The following is a 16,971-nucleotide window of genomic DNA, read 5'->3' on the forward strand; positions in this document are numbered from 1 at the left end:
ATTTGACATACTCGTTCGTGATATGACCGACGACTTTCCCGCCGAGGCCGCGGCCATCGTCCAGCGACACATCGAGGACGAACACGGCTACCTGTCGTGGCTCGACACCAGCGTCGACGCCATCGAGCGCGGCCGCATCGTGATGTCGATTCCGTACGACGAGAAGCTCACCAACACCGTGTCGCCGCCCACCATCCACGGCGGCATCGCGGCGACGCTCATCGACACCGCGGGCGGCATCGCCCTCCGGACGATGCTCGACGACCCGGTCGCCGGCGGCGTCGCCACCATCAACCTCAACGTGAACTACCTGCGGCGAGCGTCGGGCGACCTGACGGCGGTCGCGGAGGTGGTCCGCGCGGGCGGGTCGGTCGGCGTGAGCACCATCACCGTCGTCAGCACCGACCCCGAGGGAGACGCCGACGTGGCCGCCCGACAGTCGCCGTCGAGCGACTGGGACGACGCCGTCGCCACCGGACAGGGCGCGTATCGGCTCTTCCGGGACTGAACTGCGGTCGTGACCGACGCCGTCCCCGGGACACCGGCCGCGTCCGGCGGGACCGACCGGCTACTCGAACGCCACGTCCGCGAGCGTCCTCGTCTCGCCGAACAGCCAGTCGGCGTGGTCGACGGCGTACGCCTTGTGCCCTTCTTCGATGTAGCCGAGCGCGTCGGTGACGAGAATCGGTCGGTAGTCGCGCAGGCCGGCGCTCCCGGCGGTGTGGAGGACGCAGACGTTCGCCAGCGTCCCGCAGACGAGCAGGTCGTCCACGCCGTGGCTGTCGAGCCAGCCCTCGAGTTGCGTCCGGTAGAACGCGTCGTAGGTGTGCTTCTCGACGACGAGGTCGTCGTCGCGCACGTCGAGGTCGCCGTGGAGGGCGGCGTCCCACGTCCCCTCGACGACGTGTTCGCCCCAGCGCTCGAACTCGTCGTAGTAGTGGTTGTCGTCGAACTGCTCCGGCGGGTGGACGTCGCGGGTGTAGACGACGCGCGCGCCGGCGTCGCGGGCGGCGGCGACGAGCTTCGTAACCGGCTCGATTGCGGATTCGCTCCCCGGCGCGAACAGGCTCCCGTCGGGGTGACAAAAGCCGTTCTGCATATCGACGACGACCACCGCGGTCCGGTTCGGGTCGAGTGCCATGCGGGTTGGTTGAGCCGGAACGACCAAAACAGTACGCCGGTCCGGTTTTCGACTCGACCGACCCGCCCCAACCCGACTCAGCCGATTCGACCCGACTGACCCGACCAGAACCAACTCGCGGCCCGCCGTTTCGACGCCCGAACCCGACAAGGTACTTCACTCCGGAGTCTAAGGGTACGATATGCGAACCACCGGTCTCCGCGCCGTTTTCGCCGCCGTACTCTTGGTTCTCGCCGGCTGTGCCGCCCCCACGGCCGCGCCCGGCGGCGACGTGTCGCCCGCGACCCCCGACCCGGACAGAAACGGCTTCGACGACCCCGCCCAGGACGTGCTCGGCTGGGAGAACGGCTACTGGTACGACGAGCCCATCGCGGTCGACCAGTCCGACGGGCTGAACGACTCCGAGATGGAGGCGTTCGTCGCCCGCGGGATGGCCCGCGTCGAGCACATCCGAGAGCTGGAGTTCGACGAGCGCGTCCCCGTCAGCGTCATCTCCCGCGACGACTACCGGAGCGCCAACGCCGGCGGCTCCGGCTCGTCCGACTCCGAGTTCAACCGCTGGAACGACCAAGTGTGGGAGGCGCTTTTCATCGCCGGTGAGTCGACCGGGAGCGCGAGCGCCATCTCGGCGACGACCGGGAGTTCGGTCCTCGGTTTCTATTCGCCGTCCGACGGCGAGATCAAAATCGTCACCGACTCCCCGGGCGAGCCGACCATCGACAATGCCACGCTCATTCACGAACTGGTCCACGCCGTTCAGGACCAGCGGTTCGACCTGACCGACGCCCGCTTCCGAAGCGAGACGCAGGACGGCGACCTCGCCACCGACGGCGTCATCGAGGGCGACGCCAGCTACGTCGAACGACAGTACAGCGAGCGGTGCGCGGCCGGGACGTGGGACTGCGTCGCCACGCCCGACACCGAAAACAGCCGCGGCGGCAACCCGAACCTCGGCGTCCTGATTACCATCTACCAGCCGTACTCCGACGGCCCGGTCTACGTCCACGACCTCTACGAGCGCGGCGGCTGGGAGGCCGTCAACGACGCGCTTCGCAACCCGCCGGCGTCCACCGAACAGACCATCCACGTGACCGACGAGTCGCCCCGTCCCATCTCCTTCGCCGACGAGGGGACGAACGGCTGGACCACCTTCCCCGACCAGGGCGTCGAGGGCTCCGACACGGTCGGCGAGGCGTCGATGTTCGCGATGTTCTGGTATCAGGCCCGCACGTCAGGCGCGGAGACGGTTCGCGTCCAGTCCATCGCTGACACGAACTCGCGGTACGACACGTACAACTACGACGCCGAGCCGTCGAACGGCTGGGCGAACGACCGCCTGTTCCCCTACCGCAACGCGGCCGGCGCGGAGGCCGACTACGGCTACGTCTGGGTGACCGAGTGGGACACCGACGGCGACGCGCGGGAGTTCCGCGACGCCTACCTGAACGTCCTCAGCGCCCACGACGCCGCCCAGCGCGACGACGGCATCTACGTCGTCGAGGACGGCCCGTTCAACGACGCCTTCCGGGTCGTCCGCACGGGCGACCGCGTCGTCATCGTCAACGGACCGACGCCCGCCGACGTGGACGAGATTCGGCCGGGGCTCGCGTCGTAACCCCCGCGCCGGGACGCTTTTTCCTCTCCCCGCCCGCGGACTCGCTCTTTTGCGGCCGTCGCCGTCTGCTGACCCGGTGAAGCGAGTTCATCTTCGACGTACGTGACCGATTATACACCTTTTTCATCGGCCGGGTGGAATCCGCGGCAATGAGTGACTTCGATATCGTCGGTCCCGAGGCAATCCGCGACGGCGTCGCGACCGACGCCTACTTCGAGCGGACCGAGGCGACCCTCCGACACGCGGGGAAGAACCCCCGCGTCGTCGCCGAGGTGACGGCCGACCAGTTCCCCGACGGCGATTTCGAGCTGTTCGCCGGCGTGACAGACGCCGCGGAACTGCTCTCCGGCCGCGATATCGACGTCGACGCCGTGCCCGAGGGCACGCTGTTCGACGGCGGCCCAGTGATGCGAATCGAGGGCGACTACCTGGAGTTCGCTCGGCTCGAAACCTCGCTTCTGGGCTTCCTCTCGCACGCGTCGGGCTGTGCGACGGCCGCCCTCGAAGCCCGCGCGGCGGCCCCCGACTCGACGGTGCTGTCGTTCGGCGCACGACACGTCCACCCCGCCATCGCCGCGATGGTCGAGCGGAGCGCCCTCGTCGCCGGCCTCGACGGCTTTTCGCACGTCGCCGCCGGCGAGATTCTCGGGAAGGAGGCGTCGGGGACGATGCCCCACGCACTGCTTATCGCCTTCGGGCGCGGCCATCAGGCCGAGGCGTTCCGCGCCTTCGACGAGGCCGTCCCCGAGGACGTGCCGCGGGTCGCCCTCTGTGACACCTACGGCGACGAGGTCGAGGAGGTCCTGCAGGCCGTCGAGACGCTCGGTGACGACCTCGACAGCGTCCGCCTCGACACCACCTCCTCGCGCCGCGGCGACTTCCGCCACATCGTCCGCGAGGTCCGCTGGGAGCTCGACGCCCGCGGCCACGAGGACGTCGGCATCTTCGTGAGCGGCGGTCTCGGCCCGGTCGAACTCCGCCACCTCCGCGACGTGGTCGAGGGCTTCGGCGTCGGCGGCTACATCTCGAACGCCGACCCCGTGGACTTCGCGCTCGACATCGTCGAAGTCGACGGCGAACCCGCGGCTAAGCGGGGCAAGCTCTCCGGCGTCAAAGAGGTCTACCGCACGGCCGACGGCGGCCACCACGTCGGCCTCCGCGGGCGGCCCGGCCCGACCGACGGCGAGTCGCTCCTCGAACCCCTCATCCGCGACGGCGAGGTCGTCTCGGAGTTCGGCTTCGACATCGACGCGGCCGCGACGCGGGCCAGCGAAGACGCCGAGCGCGTCGGCTTCGGTGACGAGTAGGCGACCGACCCCGGTTTCGGTCTGCGACGACGGACGACAGGCGACAGACGACAGACGGCGGACGATAGGCGACGCTCGGAACGGTCGCTCGCCGGGTTGTGTCTCTCTCCTAAGGAGTCGAGTCGTCGCCGCGACGGCTTACAGCGCTTCGACGCTCCCGCCGTCGTCGCGCTCGCGGAAGACCTGCCCTTCGAACAGGGTAATCATCGTGTCCTCGTCCTGCCACGCCAGCGGCGACAGGCCGGCTTTGCGACAGGCGTTCGTGAGGAACTCCTCTTTCGACCAGCCGAGTTCGATGGGGAGCGTCGGATACATCCAGCCGTGGGTGCCGCCGGCATCGATGGCGACTCCGTGAGTGCCGAGTTCGATATCTGCGACTGGGTCGTTAGTCAGCGTGTAGTTGTTGACGATGCAAACAGAGATGTTCAGGTTCGGGAGTTCGGGTGCTTCGATTTCGGTCTGACACGAGTCGCCCGAGGCGGCCTTGATTGCCGCGTCGACGATGGCGTGACCGAGCTGGTCTTTCCCCCGATACGCGCCCGCACAGCCCCGCAGTCGACCGCGCCCGCGTGTCGACTTGATGCGGACGAACGCCCCGGTTCGGGCGTAAAACGCGTCGCGCATGCTACCCGGTTGTTCTCTCTGTCCGTGAAGAACGTACGATTCGACCGATTCCCGCGCTAGTTCGACCGCCCGCGCCCCATCATCGTAGGTGAGGTGTACGGTCTGCGCCTCGGACATATTACCATTCAAGTTCTGTGGTGACTTCAACGCTTCCCTCGGATGTTATCCAGTTGTTATGTAGTTTCGTTGCGATATAACGTGTGGCTAAACCCAGGTAGGACCCCGTTAATCGAACCGCTTATCCGACCGACTGGACTAGGGTAGGTCGGCAGAGAGAGCCCAGTTCCCGTGCCCGAGACGGGCATGAGGAAAGTCCCCCCACCGTCTGAACAGGTGACCGGGCGCAAGCCCGGAGTCGGAGACGGCTGGCGCTGGAACAGAAACGAGACCGCTCGACCCGACCGATGATGCGCGCGCGACGGCCACGCCGTCGCCGGCGCGGACGGCTCTCCGTCCGCGAGCGAACCGACCCGTAAGGGAAGGGAGTTAACCCGCAGAGGGAGCGAGATGGCGTCGCCATCTCCGACGGTCGAGAACGGGTGGAACGGCGAATCCTCACCGGTGCAAGTCCGCGCCGCGAAGGTAGTTCGGACGGCGCGTCGGGTTCGCCCGTCGCGCCCTCGGGGCTCGCCCCGAGAAGGACGCGGACGCTGAGCCGAATGCTGGGACGAACAGAAGGGGGCTTACTCCTCTCAGCCGCTTTCGAACCCCGAGCGACCGCTTTGCCGGTCGGTGACTGCGCCGGGAAACGCTCTTGCCCGTTCGCCGCCGCAGTCTCGGTATGCGCGGTTCGACTCTCCTCGTCGCGGCGCTCGTCGTCCTCGCCGGCTGTGCCGCGCCGATGTCGCCGGGAACCGACGCGACGACGGCGACAACTGCCACGTCTGCGGCTTCGCCACCGACCGCCGACTCAGCGACTACGGCGTCCGCGACACCGACGACCACGGCAACCGCCGACTCAGCGACCACGACGACCGCGACACCGGCGACGACCGCGACACCGACTGCCACGCCCACCGCGTCGCCGACGCCCGAACCGACGGAGACGTTCACCCCCGCATCCGGATACGGCCCGTGGGGTTCTGAGCCAGTCGTCGTCGCCGTCGAAGCGCCCGATGACGACCGCGACTACGCCGCGTTCGTGAGCGAAGCGACGGCGTTCTGGGAGACGAACGACTCGCGCTATCTCGGATACGAAGTCGACTACGAGGTCGACGCCGACGCCCGCGACCCGGACATCGTGGTCCGCTTTATCGACACCGTCCCCGAGTGCGGCGGGCAGGACGACGCGGTCGGCTGTGCGCCCTATCTCACCGACGCGCGACAGATAGACCGCCCCGAAACCGTCTACATCCGCACCGGCTTCGGCGACGACTCGACGGTCGACATCGTCGAACACGAACTCGGCCACACCCTCGGACTCGCCCACGGCGACGAGCCCGCGGAGCTGATGAACGCCACTGGCATCCTCTACACGCTCCCGCGGACGAACGCGACCGACAAGGCGTTCCCGTGGGACGACCCGAACTTCACGGTCTACGTGGACGACGCGAACGCCTCGGACCCCGACGCCGCCCGCGAGCAGATTCGCCACGCCCTCGACTACTTCGAAGACGGCGCGCCGGGGATGCCCGACAACCTCACCTACACCTACGTCGACGACCCGGCGGACGCCGAGGTGCGAATCTCCTTTGCGGACACCTCGCCGTGCGCCGCGGGCGCGGCCTCCTGCGCCATCGGCGGCGGCTACGACCCGGACGGCGACGACGCGCTAGAGACGTACAGCGAGTATCGGGTCGTCCTCGTCGACCTCGACACCGAGGCCGTCGGCTGGCACGTCGGCTACTGGACCGCCTACTACCTCGGCGCGGAGGCCGACGACGACAAACCCGAACCGTTCCGGAACGCGACGTACGGAGAGCGCCGGAGCGAGTGGTGGACGTAGCGGGGTCACCGCGCCGCGCGTCGGGCGCGCGCTTCCGAAACCGCCGGTGTTGACCCACCCGAATCGGCCGAGTCCTTCTTTGGTACGGCCCGCGTAGACGGTGTCGTGATTCCCACCGACAGGCACGGCGACGCCCATCCCGCGTTCGACGAGGAGTCGTTCCGCGACGCGCTCGCCGAGTTCGGCGGCACCGACGCCGAGCGCCGGGTCGTCGCGCGACAGGCCCGCGACCTCGCCGACTCGGGCCGGGCCGAGGCCGACCGCGGCGCGCCGCTCACGGGCGACGAAATCGTGCGGAACATGCGCGACGCGTCCGAGGGCGGCCCCGCGACGCGCTGGAACTGGTGGCTCGGGGCGCTCGAAGCCGCCTACGGCGGCTACCGCGAGTTCCAAGTCCGCCGCATCCCGAAGGCCTGAGCGTCGCCTCTCGCCCGTTTTGCGGTCCTGTCGGTCGCCGCTTCGCCGCGTTCCAGCGGCGCGCTCCCCGCTCGCCCGCCATCTCCCGCGGATTTCTGTCGCTTCGGAGCGGACGGAATCCGCCGAACGCCCCCGCGTTTCCCCCGGTCAAAACCAAAGCAGATTACACGCTTGTTACAGAACAGGTGTGTAACGCGGACGACCAACCCTACCGGTGATGCCTACTCTACAATGACTGACAACTACGACGTGATTATCGCGGGCGCGGGCCCCGCAGGTGGACAGGCGGCACGAGACCTCGCCGCCCGCGGCTACGACGTGTGCGTCCTCGAAACCGAGTCCGAAGACGAGTTCCCCTCCAGGAGTAACAAATCGACCGCCGGGACGTTCCCGTCGACGATGGCCTCGTTCAACATCCCCGACGAGGTCGTGATGAAGTTCACCGACGACGTCGTCTTGGAGTCTCCGAACAACCACTACCACCGGCACCAGCCCGGTGCAGTCCTCGAATTCGCCGACTTCAAGAACTGGCTCGTCGACGAGGCGGAAGCCGACGGCGCGGAGTACCGATTCGACGCGCGCGTCTCCAAGCCCGTCATGGAGGGCGGCGAAATCGTCGGCGTCCGATACAACGGCGACGAGGAGGTGTACGCCGACATCGTCATCGACGCGACCGGACCGAGCGCGCCGCTCGCCAAGGCCCTCGACGTGTGCGACCTCCGCCGCGAGAAGCAGGCCATCGGCATCGAGTACGAGTTCGAGGGCATGGACCTCGCGCCCGACGGCTACGGCGACCTCACCGACGCGATGATGCTCCGTCTCGACCACGACATCGCGCCCGGCGGCTACTCGTGGATATTCCACACCGGCGGTGACACCGCGAAGGTCGGCGTCTGCTACATCCAAAACGAGGGCCACCGCCACAACGCCAAGTCGGGCTACACCATCGACGACTACCTCCAGTACTGGACCGAGTCCGACCCGCGCTTCGCGAACGCGGAGCGCATCGCGGGCAAACAGCACCGCGGCTCCGCGCACATCCAACTGCCGGGCCGCATGAGCACGGACAGCTTCATGGCCATCGGCGACACGGTCCCGACCGTCGACCCGCTGTGGGGCGAGGGCATCGACAAGTGCATGCGCTCGGGCCGGGTCGCGGCCGCGACCGCCGACCGCGCGCTCATCAACTCCGACCGCGACACCTCGGCCTCCGAGCTCGCCGTCTACGACCAGCTGTGGAACGAGCGCGTCGCGCCGAAGGTCAAAAACCGGCTGTTCATGACGGAGATGCTCTACCGCGCCTCCAACGAGCGCTACGACAAACTGCTCGAAGACCTCCATCGCCTCCCCGACGAGCAGTTGGACGCCGCCAACGGCGGCAGTCCGCTCGCCATGTTCCGCATGCTCAAGTTCGAAGACCTCTCTATCCTCGCGTCCACCGCGCGGGACTGGTTCTCGAACTGAGCCGCCGGCCGGAACGGGCGTCTCTTTCGGTCCCCGCGACTCTCGTCTCTCGCTCGCGATTCGGTCTCTCTTTCCGCGCCGCTCACTCGGTGTCGTCGCCCTCGTCGCTTCCGCCGCCACCGAGCGTCGCCAACGCGTCGGTCAGCGCCGCCCGCGCCGACGCGACGTGTTCGTCGGCCGCCTCGTCTTCGGTTTCGCCGACGCTCGACAGCAGGCGTTCGACGTGGCCGAGTCGCGTCCGAACCACCTCGTCGTCCGGGAGCGGACCGACCGCGAGGTCGCCCGCGACGGCCTCCGCCTCGCCGAGCCATCGGCTCGCGTCCTCGCGGACGGGCCGGGTCGCCGTCGCGGCGAGCCGGTCGTGAAGCGTCGTCACCAGTCGGTCGAGGTTGGCGCGGTCGGACTCGGCGAGTGCGTCGCGGTCGCCGTCGGAGGGAGGGTCGGAGCCGGTCACGCCTCGGGAGACGGCGGCCGGCCTGAAAAGCGTCGAGCCCGCGAGTCCGTCGGCCGCCGGTCCGCCGGACCGACGAGCAAAAGCCCCTCCGGTCGGTACTGCCGGCAATGAAACTCCAGTTCCTCGGCGGGGCCGAGGAGGTCGGGCGCAGTGCGATTCTCGTCAACGACTCGCTGTTGCTCGACTACGGGATGCTGACCGGGAATCCCCCGCAGTTCCCCGTCGGCTCCGTCGAACCCGACGCCGTCGTCGTCTCGCACGGCCACCTCGACCACGTCGGGACGGTCCCCGCGCTCCTGTCGGGCGACGACTGGCCGGCGGTCCACTGGACGCCGCCGACCGACGAACTCGCGCGAACTCTCGCGCGCGACACGCTCAAACTCCACGGCGGGAGCTACAACTGCCCGTTCACCGAGACGCACGTCCGGCGGATGACCCAGCAGTCGGCACACCACGACTACGGCGAACCGTTCGAGGCCGCCGGCCACGGGGTCACGTTCTACAACGCGGGCCACATCCCCGGGAGCGCCCACGTCCTCGTCGACGACGGCGAGACGCGCCTGCTGTACACCGCCGACTTCCACACCGACGACCAGCGGTTGGTCTCAGGGACGACCGACCGCCCGGACGCCGACGTGGTCATCTGTGAGTCCACCTACTCCGACGTGGAACACGACGACCGCGCGACCGTCGAAGAGCGCTTCGTCGAGTCGGTGCGGACGACCGTCTGGGAGGGTGGCACCGTCGTCGTGCCCGCGTTCGCCATCGGCCGGACGCAGGAACTCCTCATGGTGCTCGACGCCCACGACATCGACTGCTACGTCGACGGCATGGGGACGCGCGTGCTGAAGATGCTCGGAAACCACCCCGACTACGTCCGCGACGCGGCGGCGCTCAAGCGGGCGAAGTCGAACGCCCGAATCGTCTCGGGCCGGGACGGCCAGCGAAAGCGCATCGCCCGACAGAACTCGGTCATCGTGACGACGAGCGGAATGCTCTCGGGTGGTCCCGCGATGACGTACATCCCCGAGATTCGAGGCGACCCGACGAACAAAATCTGTCTCACCGGCTATCAGGTCGAGGGGACGCCGGGCAGGGAACTGGTCGAACGCGGCCGGTGCGAACTCAACGGCGGCGTCGTCCCGGTGGCCGCCCGCGCCGAGATGTACGACTTCTCGGCCCACGCCGACCGACGGGGGCTCCTGTCGTTCCTCGGCGACTACCGCGACGCGCCGGTGTTCGTCAACCACGGCGACCGCTGTGGGGCGTTCGCCGAGGAGCTACGTGCCGACGGCTACGAGGCGGCGGCTCCCGAAATCGGGACGACGGTCGAGGTCTAAGCCGCGCGGCTGTCGGGGCGAATCGCCAGCCGGCGGCTGACGGCGCTCCGGTCGTCGGCGCTCAGACGCGGTCGTCGGCGTCGGCGTCGTCGGGCACCGCTATCGACCGACTCGCGGCGACGCACGCGGACACGCGGAGCCGAGTCCGCTGTGACCGGAACCGGCCGACGAACGAGCGGAGCTTCCCACCGGACGTATCTGAACTCATATTTTTAGGTTGGCCTAAATAAATATAGTCGTTGCGGTCGGCGCGTGTCCGGTCTCGGGGGACTTCCGCGAGCCACCCGGTCGAAACCCCCCGGTTTCGCCTGTCCCCCCCGACTGTCTCGATTTCCGACGCGTCAGTCGCGTTCGAGTCGCTCGCGGCGGCGGTCGAACTCCTCGTCGTCGATGTCGCCGCGGGCGTAGGCCCGGCGGAGTTCGTCGAGCGCGTCGTCGCCTCCGTCGCCCACGTCGCGCAGGGCGCGGAACAGGAGGACGCCGCCGGCGACGACGACCGCGAGGACGAGCAGTTGGCCGAAGATTCCCATCCCCCACATCCACCACGGGACGGTCCCGCGAGTTCCGCCGTGCATCCACGTGTCGTGCATCCAGCCGCCGCCCCATCCCATCGGCATGCCGCCGCCGAGACCTGCCATCCCGAAGAGGGCGGGGAGCGCGAACAGCGCGGCCAGCGCGAGCAGGACGATGCCCGCGAGTCGCGTCGAGTCGTTTGTCGTCGTCATGGTGTTCACCGAGGCGGCGGGTGCCGCCTCACAGGAGACAGTACGCGCTCCACGTTTAGGTCGGTTGTCGCTTCGGACCTACGGCTCCGACGCCGGCAGAGATTGGATTTCCCCGCTTTGCGCCGCCCGGAGGTTAGAATCTTCGGCGCGGTCGGGCACGGCGTTCGCTCGGGCGCCGGTCGTGATTTCTCGCCGACAGCTGTCGGTTCATACTTGAACCTCGCTTTCCTCTCGTCGGTATGCCCGGTCGGTTGCACGTCCTCGTCGTCCACGAGGACCCCGCCGTTCGCGAGCGTCTCGCCACCGAGCTTCCCGATTTCGTCGGCGACTCGACGACCGATGTCCGCGTCTCGACCGCCGACAGCCCCGACGCGGTCCACGCGGAACTCGAACGTGCCCGCATCGACTGTCTCGTCGTCTCGACGGAGGTCGCGGACTCGGAGGGGCAATCGCCCGTCTCGAAGCGCCGCACCGACGGCGTTCCGCGCGTCTCGTACGAGGGGTCGACCGTCGCAGACCGCGACCTCGACGCGCTCGGCCGCGCCGTCTACGACGCCGGTCGCACCGCCGTCGGCTCGCTCGACCACCGCGCACTCTTCGAGGCCGTCAACGTCGGACTCGCGGTTCGAAACCTCGAAACACTCGAACTCGTCGACATCAACCAACACTATCTGGACATCCTCGGTATCGACCGCGCGTCAGTCCTCGACACGAGTCCGACGGACGTGACCCCGGACATCTCCGGCTACGATTCCGAGCACGCCTTCGACGAGGTCGAGACCGCCCGCGAGGAGGGCGATAACACCTTCACGTGGCCTATCGAGAACGCCGCCGGCGACACCGTCTGGATTCGCGTGAGCCTCACCGTCGCCGAGATTTCGGGGCGGGACCGACTCATTTCGACGGTCGAAGACGTGACGAGAGAGTGCCAACGCGAGCGCGACCTCGCGGCGTTCAAGGAGGCGGTCGACGCCGTCGACGCCGGGGTCACCATCACGGAGAACGACCGGCACGTGTACGTCAACGAGGCCGCGGCCGACATCTGCGGCTACCCGGACGCCGAGTCGATGCTCGGGACCGGCTGGAGCCACCTCCACGACGAGGCGGAGCTCGAACGCCTGCGGGAGACGGTGCCGCCGGCGCTCGAAGCCGACGGGAAGTGGCAAGGCGAGGTGGCGATTCGCCGGCCCGACGGCGAACTCGTCTCGGCTCGGTTCTCCATCACGTCCCTCGAAGGCGACCGGGACGTCGTCGTCTTCCAGAGCCTCTCCGAGCAGAAGGCCCGCGAGGACGAGCTCGAACGGAGCCGCGACTTCCTCGAACGCACCCAGCGCATCTCGAAGGTGGGCGGCTGGGAAGTCGACCTCACGACCGACGCGCTGGCGTGGACCGACCAGACCAAGCGCATCCACGCGGTGCCGCTCGACTACGAGCCGACGGTCGACGACGCCGTCGAGTTCTACGCCGCAGAGGAGCGAGACCGGGTCCGCGAGCTGTTGGACCGCTGTCGGTCCGAGGGCGTGCCGTGGGAAGACGAGTTCCGACTGGTCACCGCCGAGGGAGCGGAGCTGTGGGTCCGCACCCGCGGCGAGCCGGTCATCCGCGACGGCCGAGTGGCGGCGCTCAGGGGGACGATTCAGGACGTGACCGCCCGCCGCACCCGCGAGGACGAACTCGAACGGATGAACGCCGAACTGGAGGCGCTGAACCGAATCGTCCGCCACGACATTCGAAACGACATGGCCGTCGTCGTCGGCTGGGCGGAGCTCCTCCGAGAACACGTCGACGAGGAGGGCGCGGACATCCTCTCGCGCATCCTCTCGACGGGCCGCCACACCATCGAAATAACCGAGGTCGCCCGCGACCTCATGGAGACGATGAGCGGCGGCGGCGTCGAGACCCGCCCGATGTCGCTCGCGAACGCCGTCGAGCGCGAACTCGCGGTCCGCCGCGAGGCGTTCCCCCACGCGACGTTCGAGGTGGACGGCGAGATTCCGGACGTGGCGGTGCGCGCGAACCCGCTCATCGCGTCGGTGCTCGGCAACCTCCTCAACAACGCCGTCCAGCACAACGCCGACGACACCGTCGTCACCGTCTCGGCGACCGTGAACGACGACGCCCAGACGGCGCGCATCCGCATCGCCGACGACGGTTCGGGCATCCCCGACGCGCGGAAGTCGGTCGTCTTCGGTAAGGGCGAAAAGGGACTCGAAAGCACCGGCACCGGCCTCGGGCTCTACCTCGTTCACCAGCTGGTCGACTCGTTCGGCGGCGAGGTCCACTTCGAGGACAACGACCCGACGGGGACGGTGGCCGTCGTCACCTTCCCGCTGGCGTCGGTCGGCTGAGTCGACCGGCCGTTTCAGACCGTGTCGGTCGGCTCGTGGGACTCGGCCATCTCGGTCGCGGCGGCCGCGTACGACTCTCTCGTTTCCTCGTCGGCAACGCGCCCCAGTTCGTCCTCGGGCACGTCGACGGCGGCGTAGGTGTCGCGCACGTCGGACTCGAAGCTCGTCAGCGAGCGCTCCTTCCGGTGGTAGCGCGTTCCGTCGGTTGTCGCGTACACGAGGATGATGATGTTCTGTTCGTCGTCCGAGTAGGTCCGTTCGACAAGCCACGTCCGCACGTCGTTCGCCATGGTCGACGGTACGGCCCGAACCGTGATACTCCCTCGGCCGCTTCTCAGTCCTCGATACCCAACTCGTCGAGGAGCGTCTCCAGCGTGTAGCTCTGGAGCGCCCGGTGGCTGTCGCGCATCGAGGAGATGACGAACGTCGAGTTCGTTCGCTCGACCTCCGGCGTCGCCTCGAAGTCGCTGATGAGTCGCTCCACGCGGTCGGAGTCCGCGAGGTGGGCGACGACGATGAAGTCCGTCTCACCCATCGTGAAGTAGAGCTGTGTGACGCCCTCTATCTCCAGCAGTTTGTTTCCGACGCCCTCGTACGACCCGCTGTAGTCCGCCAACACTTCCACGACCACGGTGACGCCGAGTCCGAACGCCTCTAAATCGATGTCGTAGAGGTCGTTTTCGATGACGCCGTCGTCTTTCAGGTTGTTCAGGCGGTAGTGGATGGTCGACACGGGGATGTCCGTCGCTTCGTGTAGCTTCTCGGGACTGCCCGTCCCGAGGTCCGCGATGGCCTTCAACAGGCGCACGTCGCGTTCGTCCATACCTCCCCGTTGCGGTCGGTGACGTAAGTCCTTGTTCTGTCCGCCGTTTTCGCCACCTCTCGAGCCCAATCGAACTATAACGAATTATACAGCGTTTGATACAGGAAAACACAGAAAATATATTCTAAACTCCAACTCAAATTGAATCTCTTGTAGAAGGCTTTAACATTGTCTGGCTCTGAGAGATGAAACAGATTCGACTATGACGCGAACCACTTGGAGAAACGTTCCGACGACGCCCCTGCTTTTCGTCGCGCTCGCGGCGATGTGGGGCACCTCGTTCGTCGCCATCGAGGTCGGCTTGGAGTTCTTCCCGACGCTCTCTTTCGCCGCGCTCCGCTACGAACTCGCGGGCCTCGTGATGCTGGCGTACGCCTGCTACTCGACCGACCGCTGGCGGCCGGAGACGAGAGACGAACTGCTCGCAACCGCTATCGGCGCGGTGTTCATCATCGCCGCGTACCACGGCCTGCTCTACCTCGGACAGGAACACGTCCCCGGCGCGGTGGCCTCTATCATCATCAGCCTCTCACCCATCCTGACCGCCGTGTTCGCCTCGTTCGTCCTCCCCGAGGGGTCGCTGGGGAGGACCGGCACGGTCGGACTCCTCGCCGGCTTCGCCGGCGTCGTCCTCGTCGCCGACCCCGTCTCTGCGTTCTCCGGTTCGGCCGGTTCGACGCAGGGGCTCGGTATCGTCCTCATCTTCCTCGCCGCGGTGTCGTTCGCGCTCGGTACGGTTCTCACCCGCCCGCTCCGGACCGACCTCCCGGTCCAGTCGATGCAGGCGTGGGCGATGCTCGGCGGCGGCGTCCTGCTCCACGCGTGGGCGCTCGCCAACGGCGAGTCGCTTTCGGCCATCGAACTCGCCCCCGCCGGCCTCGCGTCGTTCCTCTATCTGACGCTCGTCTCCGGCGCGGTGGCGTTCCTCCTCTACTTCGAACTTCTGGACCGCCTCGGGCCGACCGAACTCAACCTCATCGGCTACGTCGAGCCCGTGGTCGCGGCGCTCATGAGCTGGGCGCTTCTCGGACACGTCATCGACGCGACGGCGCTCGTCGGCTTCGGAGCCATCTTCTTCGGCTTCGCGGCGATGAAAAAGGAGACGCTGGTATCCGTCGCCGTCGCGCTCCGGCGGCGGGTCGCGGTCTGAGTTCGGGTCCGCGTTTCGAGGTCTGTTTTCTCTGTTTTCTCACTCAGCTTCCGCGGGGACGCTTCCCCGCAGGCCGACCACCCGGGCCACGCTCTCGCGCTGGACCAAGACGAACCCCGAGAGGATGACCCCGAAGCCGAGGACGGTCGCCGGCGAGACGGTCTCGCCGAGGAACGCCCACCCGGTGACGGTGGCGACGACCGGCATCGCGTAGGCGACGAGGTTGCCACGGACGGGGCCGGCCTCCGCGAGGAGCGCGAAGTAGACCGGGTAGGCCGCGGCGGTCGCGGGCATGCCGACGTAGAGAATCGCGGCGACGAGTTCCGGCGACCACGCGACCTGCGCGACCGACTCGCCGAGGCCGAGGCTCGCGGCGTGGATGCCGACGGCGGCGGCCGCCATCGCCCACGCGGTCTGCGGGAGCGTCCCGATAGCGGGCCCGACGCGCTTGAGCAGGACGGTTCCGAACGCGACCGACAGCGCCGAACAGGCGATGAGCGCCTGTCCGACGCTCCCGCCGCCGAGGACGCTCTGGGGGCCGACGATGACGACGACGCCGACGAGTCCGAGCAGGATGCCGGCGGCGTCGACCGCCGAGATGCGCGCGTCGTCGAGGAGCAACACGGCGAACACCGGGGAGGCGACGGGCATGATGCTGTACATCACGGCGGCCGCGCCGGTCGTCGCGTGCTGTTGGCCGACGAAGAGAAACACGTTGTTCGCCCCGAGGACGAACGCGGCGCTGGCCAGAATGCCGAGGGCGTCGGCGCGGGTCCGCGGGAGCCAGTAGCCGCCGCGGACGGCGACGAGCGTCAGGAGGACGACGGCGGCGACGTCGACGCGGAAGGCGGCGAACAGCACCGGCGGGACCGAGCCGATGGCGGCCTTGATGCCGACGAAGGAGGTGCCGAACAGCACCGCGGCCGCGACGAAGAGGACGAGGCTCCGGTGACGGCTCACGCCACCACCCCCCGCGCTGTGGCCGGCGTTCGATTCGCCGGGCGAGCGCGGGAGGTGGAGTGCGGTCGACGCTCGGTGCGTGGACGGCGTAGAGGCGTCGTCTGTATCACAACACGTTCTGCGACTTCCGAAGCCATATGTCTAACGATTAGTCTTGTTGTAGTACGAATACGCAGTTCGAGTCACGGTTTACCACGATTCGTTGACTAAATTTGGTCAGACGTTGCCATGGGTGGTGTTGTCGCTCTCGGTGGGTTCGAGCCGGCGGCCGCGTCGCTCGGAGCCGTCGAACCGTCGTCGAAAATCAGGAGACCGCGGTCAGTCGCGCTGTTCGGCTTCGACGCGGTCGGCGTGCTTTTCGAGGTCGGCCGCGAGCTTTCGGGCCTCCTCGGGCGACAGCGTTAGCGTGTCCGCGTGCGGCGCGAGCGCGTCGAGTTGCGTCCAGTCGAGTTCGAGTTCGAGGGTAATCTCGTCGGGGTGCTTCCGCGGCGAGGTGACGTTGCACACGGCGAACGCCGACTCCTCGAACTCTTGGCCCGTCGCCGACGCGTCGACGAGGTCCAGCGTCGTGTAGGCGTTGACCTTCAGGATTCGGTCTGGCATCTGTGAGTGGGTATCGGTGTCGTCGTACATAGGTGGCGCGGCGGTGAGCCGTCAC

At 68.0% G+C, this 16,971-nt stretch carries 18 protein-coding genes and 1 other RNA gene; 10 read left to right on the top strand and 9 right to left on the bottom strand.

All coding sequences use genetic code 11. The features are described from left to right. Positions 1–22 precede the first annotated feature (22 nt). On the top strand, positions 23–508 hold the full coding sequence (locus tag ACFQI8_RS18475) for a PaaI family thioesterase (protein ID WP_007275440.1): 486 nt from the start codon (positions 23–25) through the stop codon (positions 506–508). Positions 509–568: 60 nt separating this feature from the next. On the opposite strand, the gene ACFQI8_RS18480 is transcribed toward ACFQI8_RS18475, so the two are convergent. Continuing rightward, the gene (locus ACFQI8_RS18480) at positions 569–1,141 is read right to left on the bottom strand and encodes a cysteine hydrolase family protein (protein WP_390247419.1); all 573 of its coding nucleotides are present in this window, start codon (positions 1,139–1,141) and stop codon (positions 569–571) included. Positions 1,142–1,322: 181 nt separating this feature from the next. On the opposite strand from ACFQI8_RS18480, the gene ACFQI8_RS18485 reads away from it, so the two are divergent. Together ACFQI8_RS18485 and ACFQI8_RS18490 are read left to right on the top strand one after the other, a co-directional pair. Next, positions 1,323–2,756 carry an Hvo_1808 family surface protein gene (locus ACFQI8_RS18485; protein ID WP_390247421.1) on the top strand — a complete coding sequence of 478 codons (1,434 nt, stop codon included), beginning with the start codon at positions 1,323–1,325 and terminating at the stop codon, positions 2,754–2,756. A gap of 149 nt (positions 2,757–2,905) precedes the next feature. Then, complete coding sequence (locus ACFQI8_RS18490) at positions 2,906–4,063, top strand: nicotinate phosphoribosyltransferase (protein WP_390247423.1); 1,158 nt, start codon at positions 2,906–2,908, stop codon at positions 4,061–4,063. A gap of 138 nt (positions 4,064–4,201) precedes the next feature. Here ACFQI8_RS18490 and ACFQI8_RS18495 read toward each other — a convergent pair whose 3' ends face one another. Continuing rightward, positions 4,202–4,804, bottom strand: a complete 603-nt coding sequence (locus ACFQI8_RS18495; protein ID WP_390247425.1) for a TIGR00296 family protein — start codon at positions 4,802–4,804, stop codon at positions 4,202–4,204. Positions 4,805–4,954: 150 nt separating this feature from the next. Here ACFQI8_RS18495 and rnpB point away from each other — a divergent pair. From rnpB to ACFQI8_RS18515, 4 genes are all read left to right on the top strand, one after another. Then, an RNA gene (rnpB, locus tag ACFQI8_RS18500) (RNase P RNA component) lies at positions 4,955–5,385 on the top strand. A gap of 83 nt (positions 5,386–5,468) precedes the next feature. After that, entirely contained in the window at positions 5,469–6,632 is a 1,164-nt protein-coding gene (locus ACFQI8_RS18505) for a zinc metalloprotease (protein ID WP_390247427.1), read from the top strand. A gap of 105 nt (positions 6,633–6,737) precedes the next feature. Then, positions 6,738–7,049: a hypothetical protein gene (locus ACFQI8_RS18510; RefSeq protein WP_390247429.1), complete on the top strand. Its 312-nt coding sequence runs from the start codon at positions 6,738–6,740 to the stop codon at positions 7,047–7,049. 231 nt (positions 7,050–7,280) lie between these two features. Then, entirely contained in the window at positions 7,281–8,513 is a 1,233-nt protein-coding gene (locus ACFQI8_RS18515) for a digeranylgeranylglycerophospholipid reductase (protein WP_390247431.1), read from the top strand. 82 nt (positions 8,514–8,595) lie between these two features. Here the strand turns inward: ACFQI8_RS18515 and ACFQI8_RS18520 are convergent, their stop codons facing one another. Then, positions 8,596–8,967 (bottom strand): hypothetical protein, encoded by a 372-nt coding sequence (locus ACFQI8_RS18520; protein WP_390247433.1) that lies wholly within the window; start codon positions 8,965–8,967, stop codon positions 8,596–8,598. Positions 8,968–9,074: 107 nt separating this feature from the next. Between ACFQI8_RS18520 and ACFQI8_RS18525 the strand changes: the two genes are divergently transcribed. Then, on the top strand, positions 9,075–10,307 hold the full coding sequence (locus ACFQI8_RS18525; RefSeq protein WP_390247435.1) for an MBL fold metallo-hydrolase: 1,233 nt from the start codon (positions 9,075–9,077) through the stop codon (positions 10,305–10,307). Positions 10,308–10,368: 61 nt separating this feature from the next. Here ACFQI8_RS18525 and ACFQI8_RS18530 read toward each other — a convergent pair whose 3' ends face one another. Beyond that, entirely contained in the window at positions 10,369–10,515 is a 147-nt protein-coding gene (locus ACFQI8_RS18530; RefSeq protein ID WP_390247437.1) for a hypothetical protein, read from the bottom strand. A 133-nt stretch (positions 10,516–10,648) separates the two neighbouring features. Beyond that, positions 10,649–11,032 (bottom strand): SHOCT domain-containing protein, encoded by a 384-nt coding sequence (locus ACFQI8_RS18535; RefSeq protein WP_390247439.1) that lies wholly within the window; start codon positions 11,030–11,032, stop codon positions 10,649–10,651. A 239-nt stretch (positions 11,033–11,271) separates the two neighbouring features. On the opposite strand from ACFQI8_RS18535, the gene ACFQI8_RS18540 reads away from it, so the two are divergent. Next, on the top strand, positions 11,272–13,380 hold the full coding sequence (locus tag ACFQI8_RS18540) for a PAS domain-containing sensor histidine kinase (RefSeq protein WP_390247441.1): 2,109 nt from the start codon (positions 11,272–11,274) through the stop codon (positions 13,378–13,380). 14 nt (positions 13,381–13,394) lie between these two features. Here the strand turns inward: ACFQI8_RS18540 and ACFQI8_RS18545 are convergent, their stop codons facing one another. Both ACFQI8_RS18545 and ACFQI8_RS18550 read right to left on the bottom strand, forming a co-directional pair. Then, a complete protein-coding gene (locus ACFQI8_RS18545) occupies positions 13,395–13,670 on the bottom strand; it encodes a DUF7967 family protein (RefSeq protein ID WP_390247443.1) in 276 nt (91 codons plus the stop codon). Positions 13,671–13,714: 44 nt separating this feature from the next. Next, complete coding sequence (locus tag ACFQI8_RS18550) at positions 13,715–14,203, bottom strand: Lrp/AsnC family transcriptional regulator (protein WP_390247445.1); 489 nt, start codon at positions 14,201–14,203, stop codon at positions 13,715–13,717. A gap of 202 nt (positions 14,204–14,405) precedes the next feature. Between ACFQI8_RS18550 and ACFQI8_RS18555 the strand changes: the two genes are divergently transcribed. Further along, on the top strand, positions 14,406–15,353 hold the full coding sequence (locus ACFQI8_RS18555; protein WP_390247447.1) for a DMT family transporter: 948 nt from the start codon (positions 14,406–14,408) through the stop codon (positions 15,351–15,353). A gap of 39 nt (positions 15,354–15,392) precedes the next feature. Here the strand turns inward: ACFQI8_RS18555 and ACFQI8_RS18560 are convergent, their stop codons facing one another. Continuing rightward, on the bottom strand, positions 15,393–16,313 hold the full coding sequence (locus tag ACFQI8_RS18560) for a DMT family transporter (RefSeq protein ID WP_390247449.1): 921 nt from the start codon (positions 16,311–16,313) through the stop codon (positions 15,393–15,395). A gap of 318 nt (positions 16,314–16,631) precedes the next feature. After that, positions 16,632–16,916: a DUF6360 family protein gene (locus tag ACFQI8_RS18565; RefSeq protein ID WP_390247451.1), complete on the bottom strand. Its 285-nt coding sequence runs from the start codon at positions 16,914–16,916 to the stop codon at positions 16,632–16,634. Positions 16,917–16,971: the final 55 nt, after the last annotated feature.

The organism is Haloferax chudinovii (assembly GCF_042663345.1).
Classification (GTDB): domain Archaea; phylum Halobacteriota; class Halobacteria; order Halobacteriales; family Haloferacaceae; genus Haloferax; species Haloferax chudinovii.

Coding starts and splice junctions, on each gene's coding strand:
- ACFQI8_RS18475 (WP_007275440.1), top strand. CDS start 23: ATGACCGACGACTTTCCCGCCGAGGCCGCGGCCATCGTCCAGCGACAC.
- ACFQI8_RS18480 (WP_390247419.1), bottom strand. CDS start 1,141: ATGGCACTCGACCCGAACCGGACCGCGGTGGTCGTCGTCGATATGCAG.
- ACFQI8_RS18485 (WP_390247421.1), top strand. CDS start 1,323: ATGCGAACCACCGGTCTCCGCGCCGTTTTCGCCGCCGTACTCTTGGTT.
- ACFQI8_RS18490 (WP_390247423.1), top strand. CDS start 2,906: ATGAGTGACTTCGATATCGTCGGTCCCGAGGCAATCCGCGACGGCGTC.
- ACFQI8_RS18495 (WP_390247425.1), bottom strand. CDS start 4,804: ATGTCCGAGGCGCAGACCGTACACCTCACCTACGATGATGGGGCGCGG.
- ACFQI8_RS18505 (WP_390247427.1), top strand. CDS start 5,469: ATGCGCGGTTCGACTCTCCTCGTCGCGGCGCTCGTCGTCCTCGCCGGC.
- ACFQI8_RS18515 (WP_390247431.1), top strand. CDS start 7,281: ATGACTGACAACTACGACGTGATTATCGCGGGCGCGGGCCCCGCAGGT.
- ACFQI8_RS18525 (WP_390247435.1), top strand. CDS start 9,075: ATGAAACTCCAGTTCCTCGGCGGGGCCGAGGAGGTCGGGCGCAGTGCG.
- ACFQI8_RS18530 (WP_390247437.1), bottom strand. CDS start 10,515: ATGAGTTCAGATACGTCCGGTGGGAAGCTCCGCTCGTTCGTCGGCCGG.
- ACFQI8_RS18535 (WP_390247439.1), bottom strand. CDS start 11,032: ATGACGACGACAAACGACTCGACGCGACTCGCGGGCATCGTCCTGCTC.
- ACFQI8_RS18540 (WP_390247441.1), top strand. CDS start 11,272: ATGCCCGGTCGGTTGCACGTCCTCGTCGTCCACGAGGACCCCGCCGTT.
- ACFQI8_RS18545 (WP_390247443.1), bottom strand. CDS start 13,670: ATGGCGAACGACGTGCGGACGTGGCTTGTCGAACGGACCTACTCGGAC.
- ACFQI8_RS18550 (WP_390247445.1), bottom strand. CDS start 14,203: ATGGACGAACGCGACGTGCGCCTGTTGAAGGCCATCGCGGACCTCGGG.
- ACFQI8_RS18555 (WP_390247447.1), top strand. CDS start 14,406: ATGACGCGAACCACTTGGAGAAACGTTCCGACGACGCCCCTGCTTTTC.
- ACFQI8_RS18565 (WP_390247451.1), bottom strand. CDS start 16,916: ATGCCAGACCGAATCCTGAAGGTCAACGCCTACACGACGCTGGACCTC.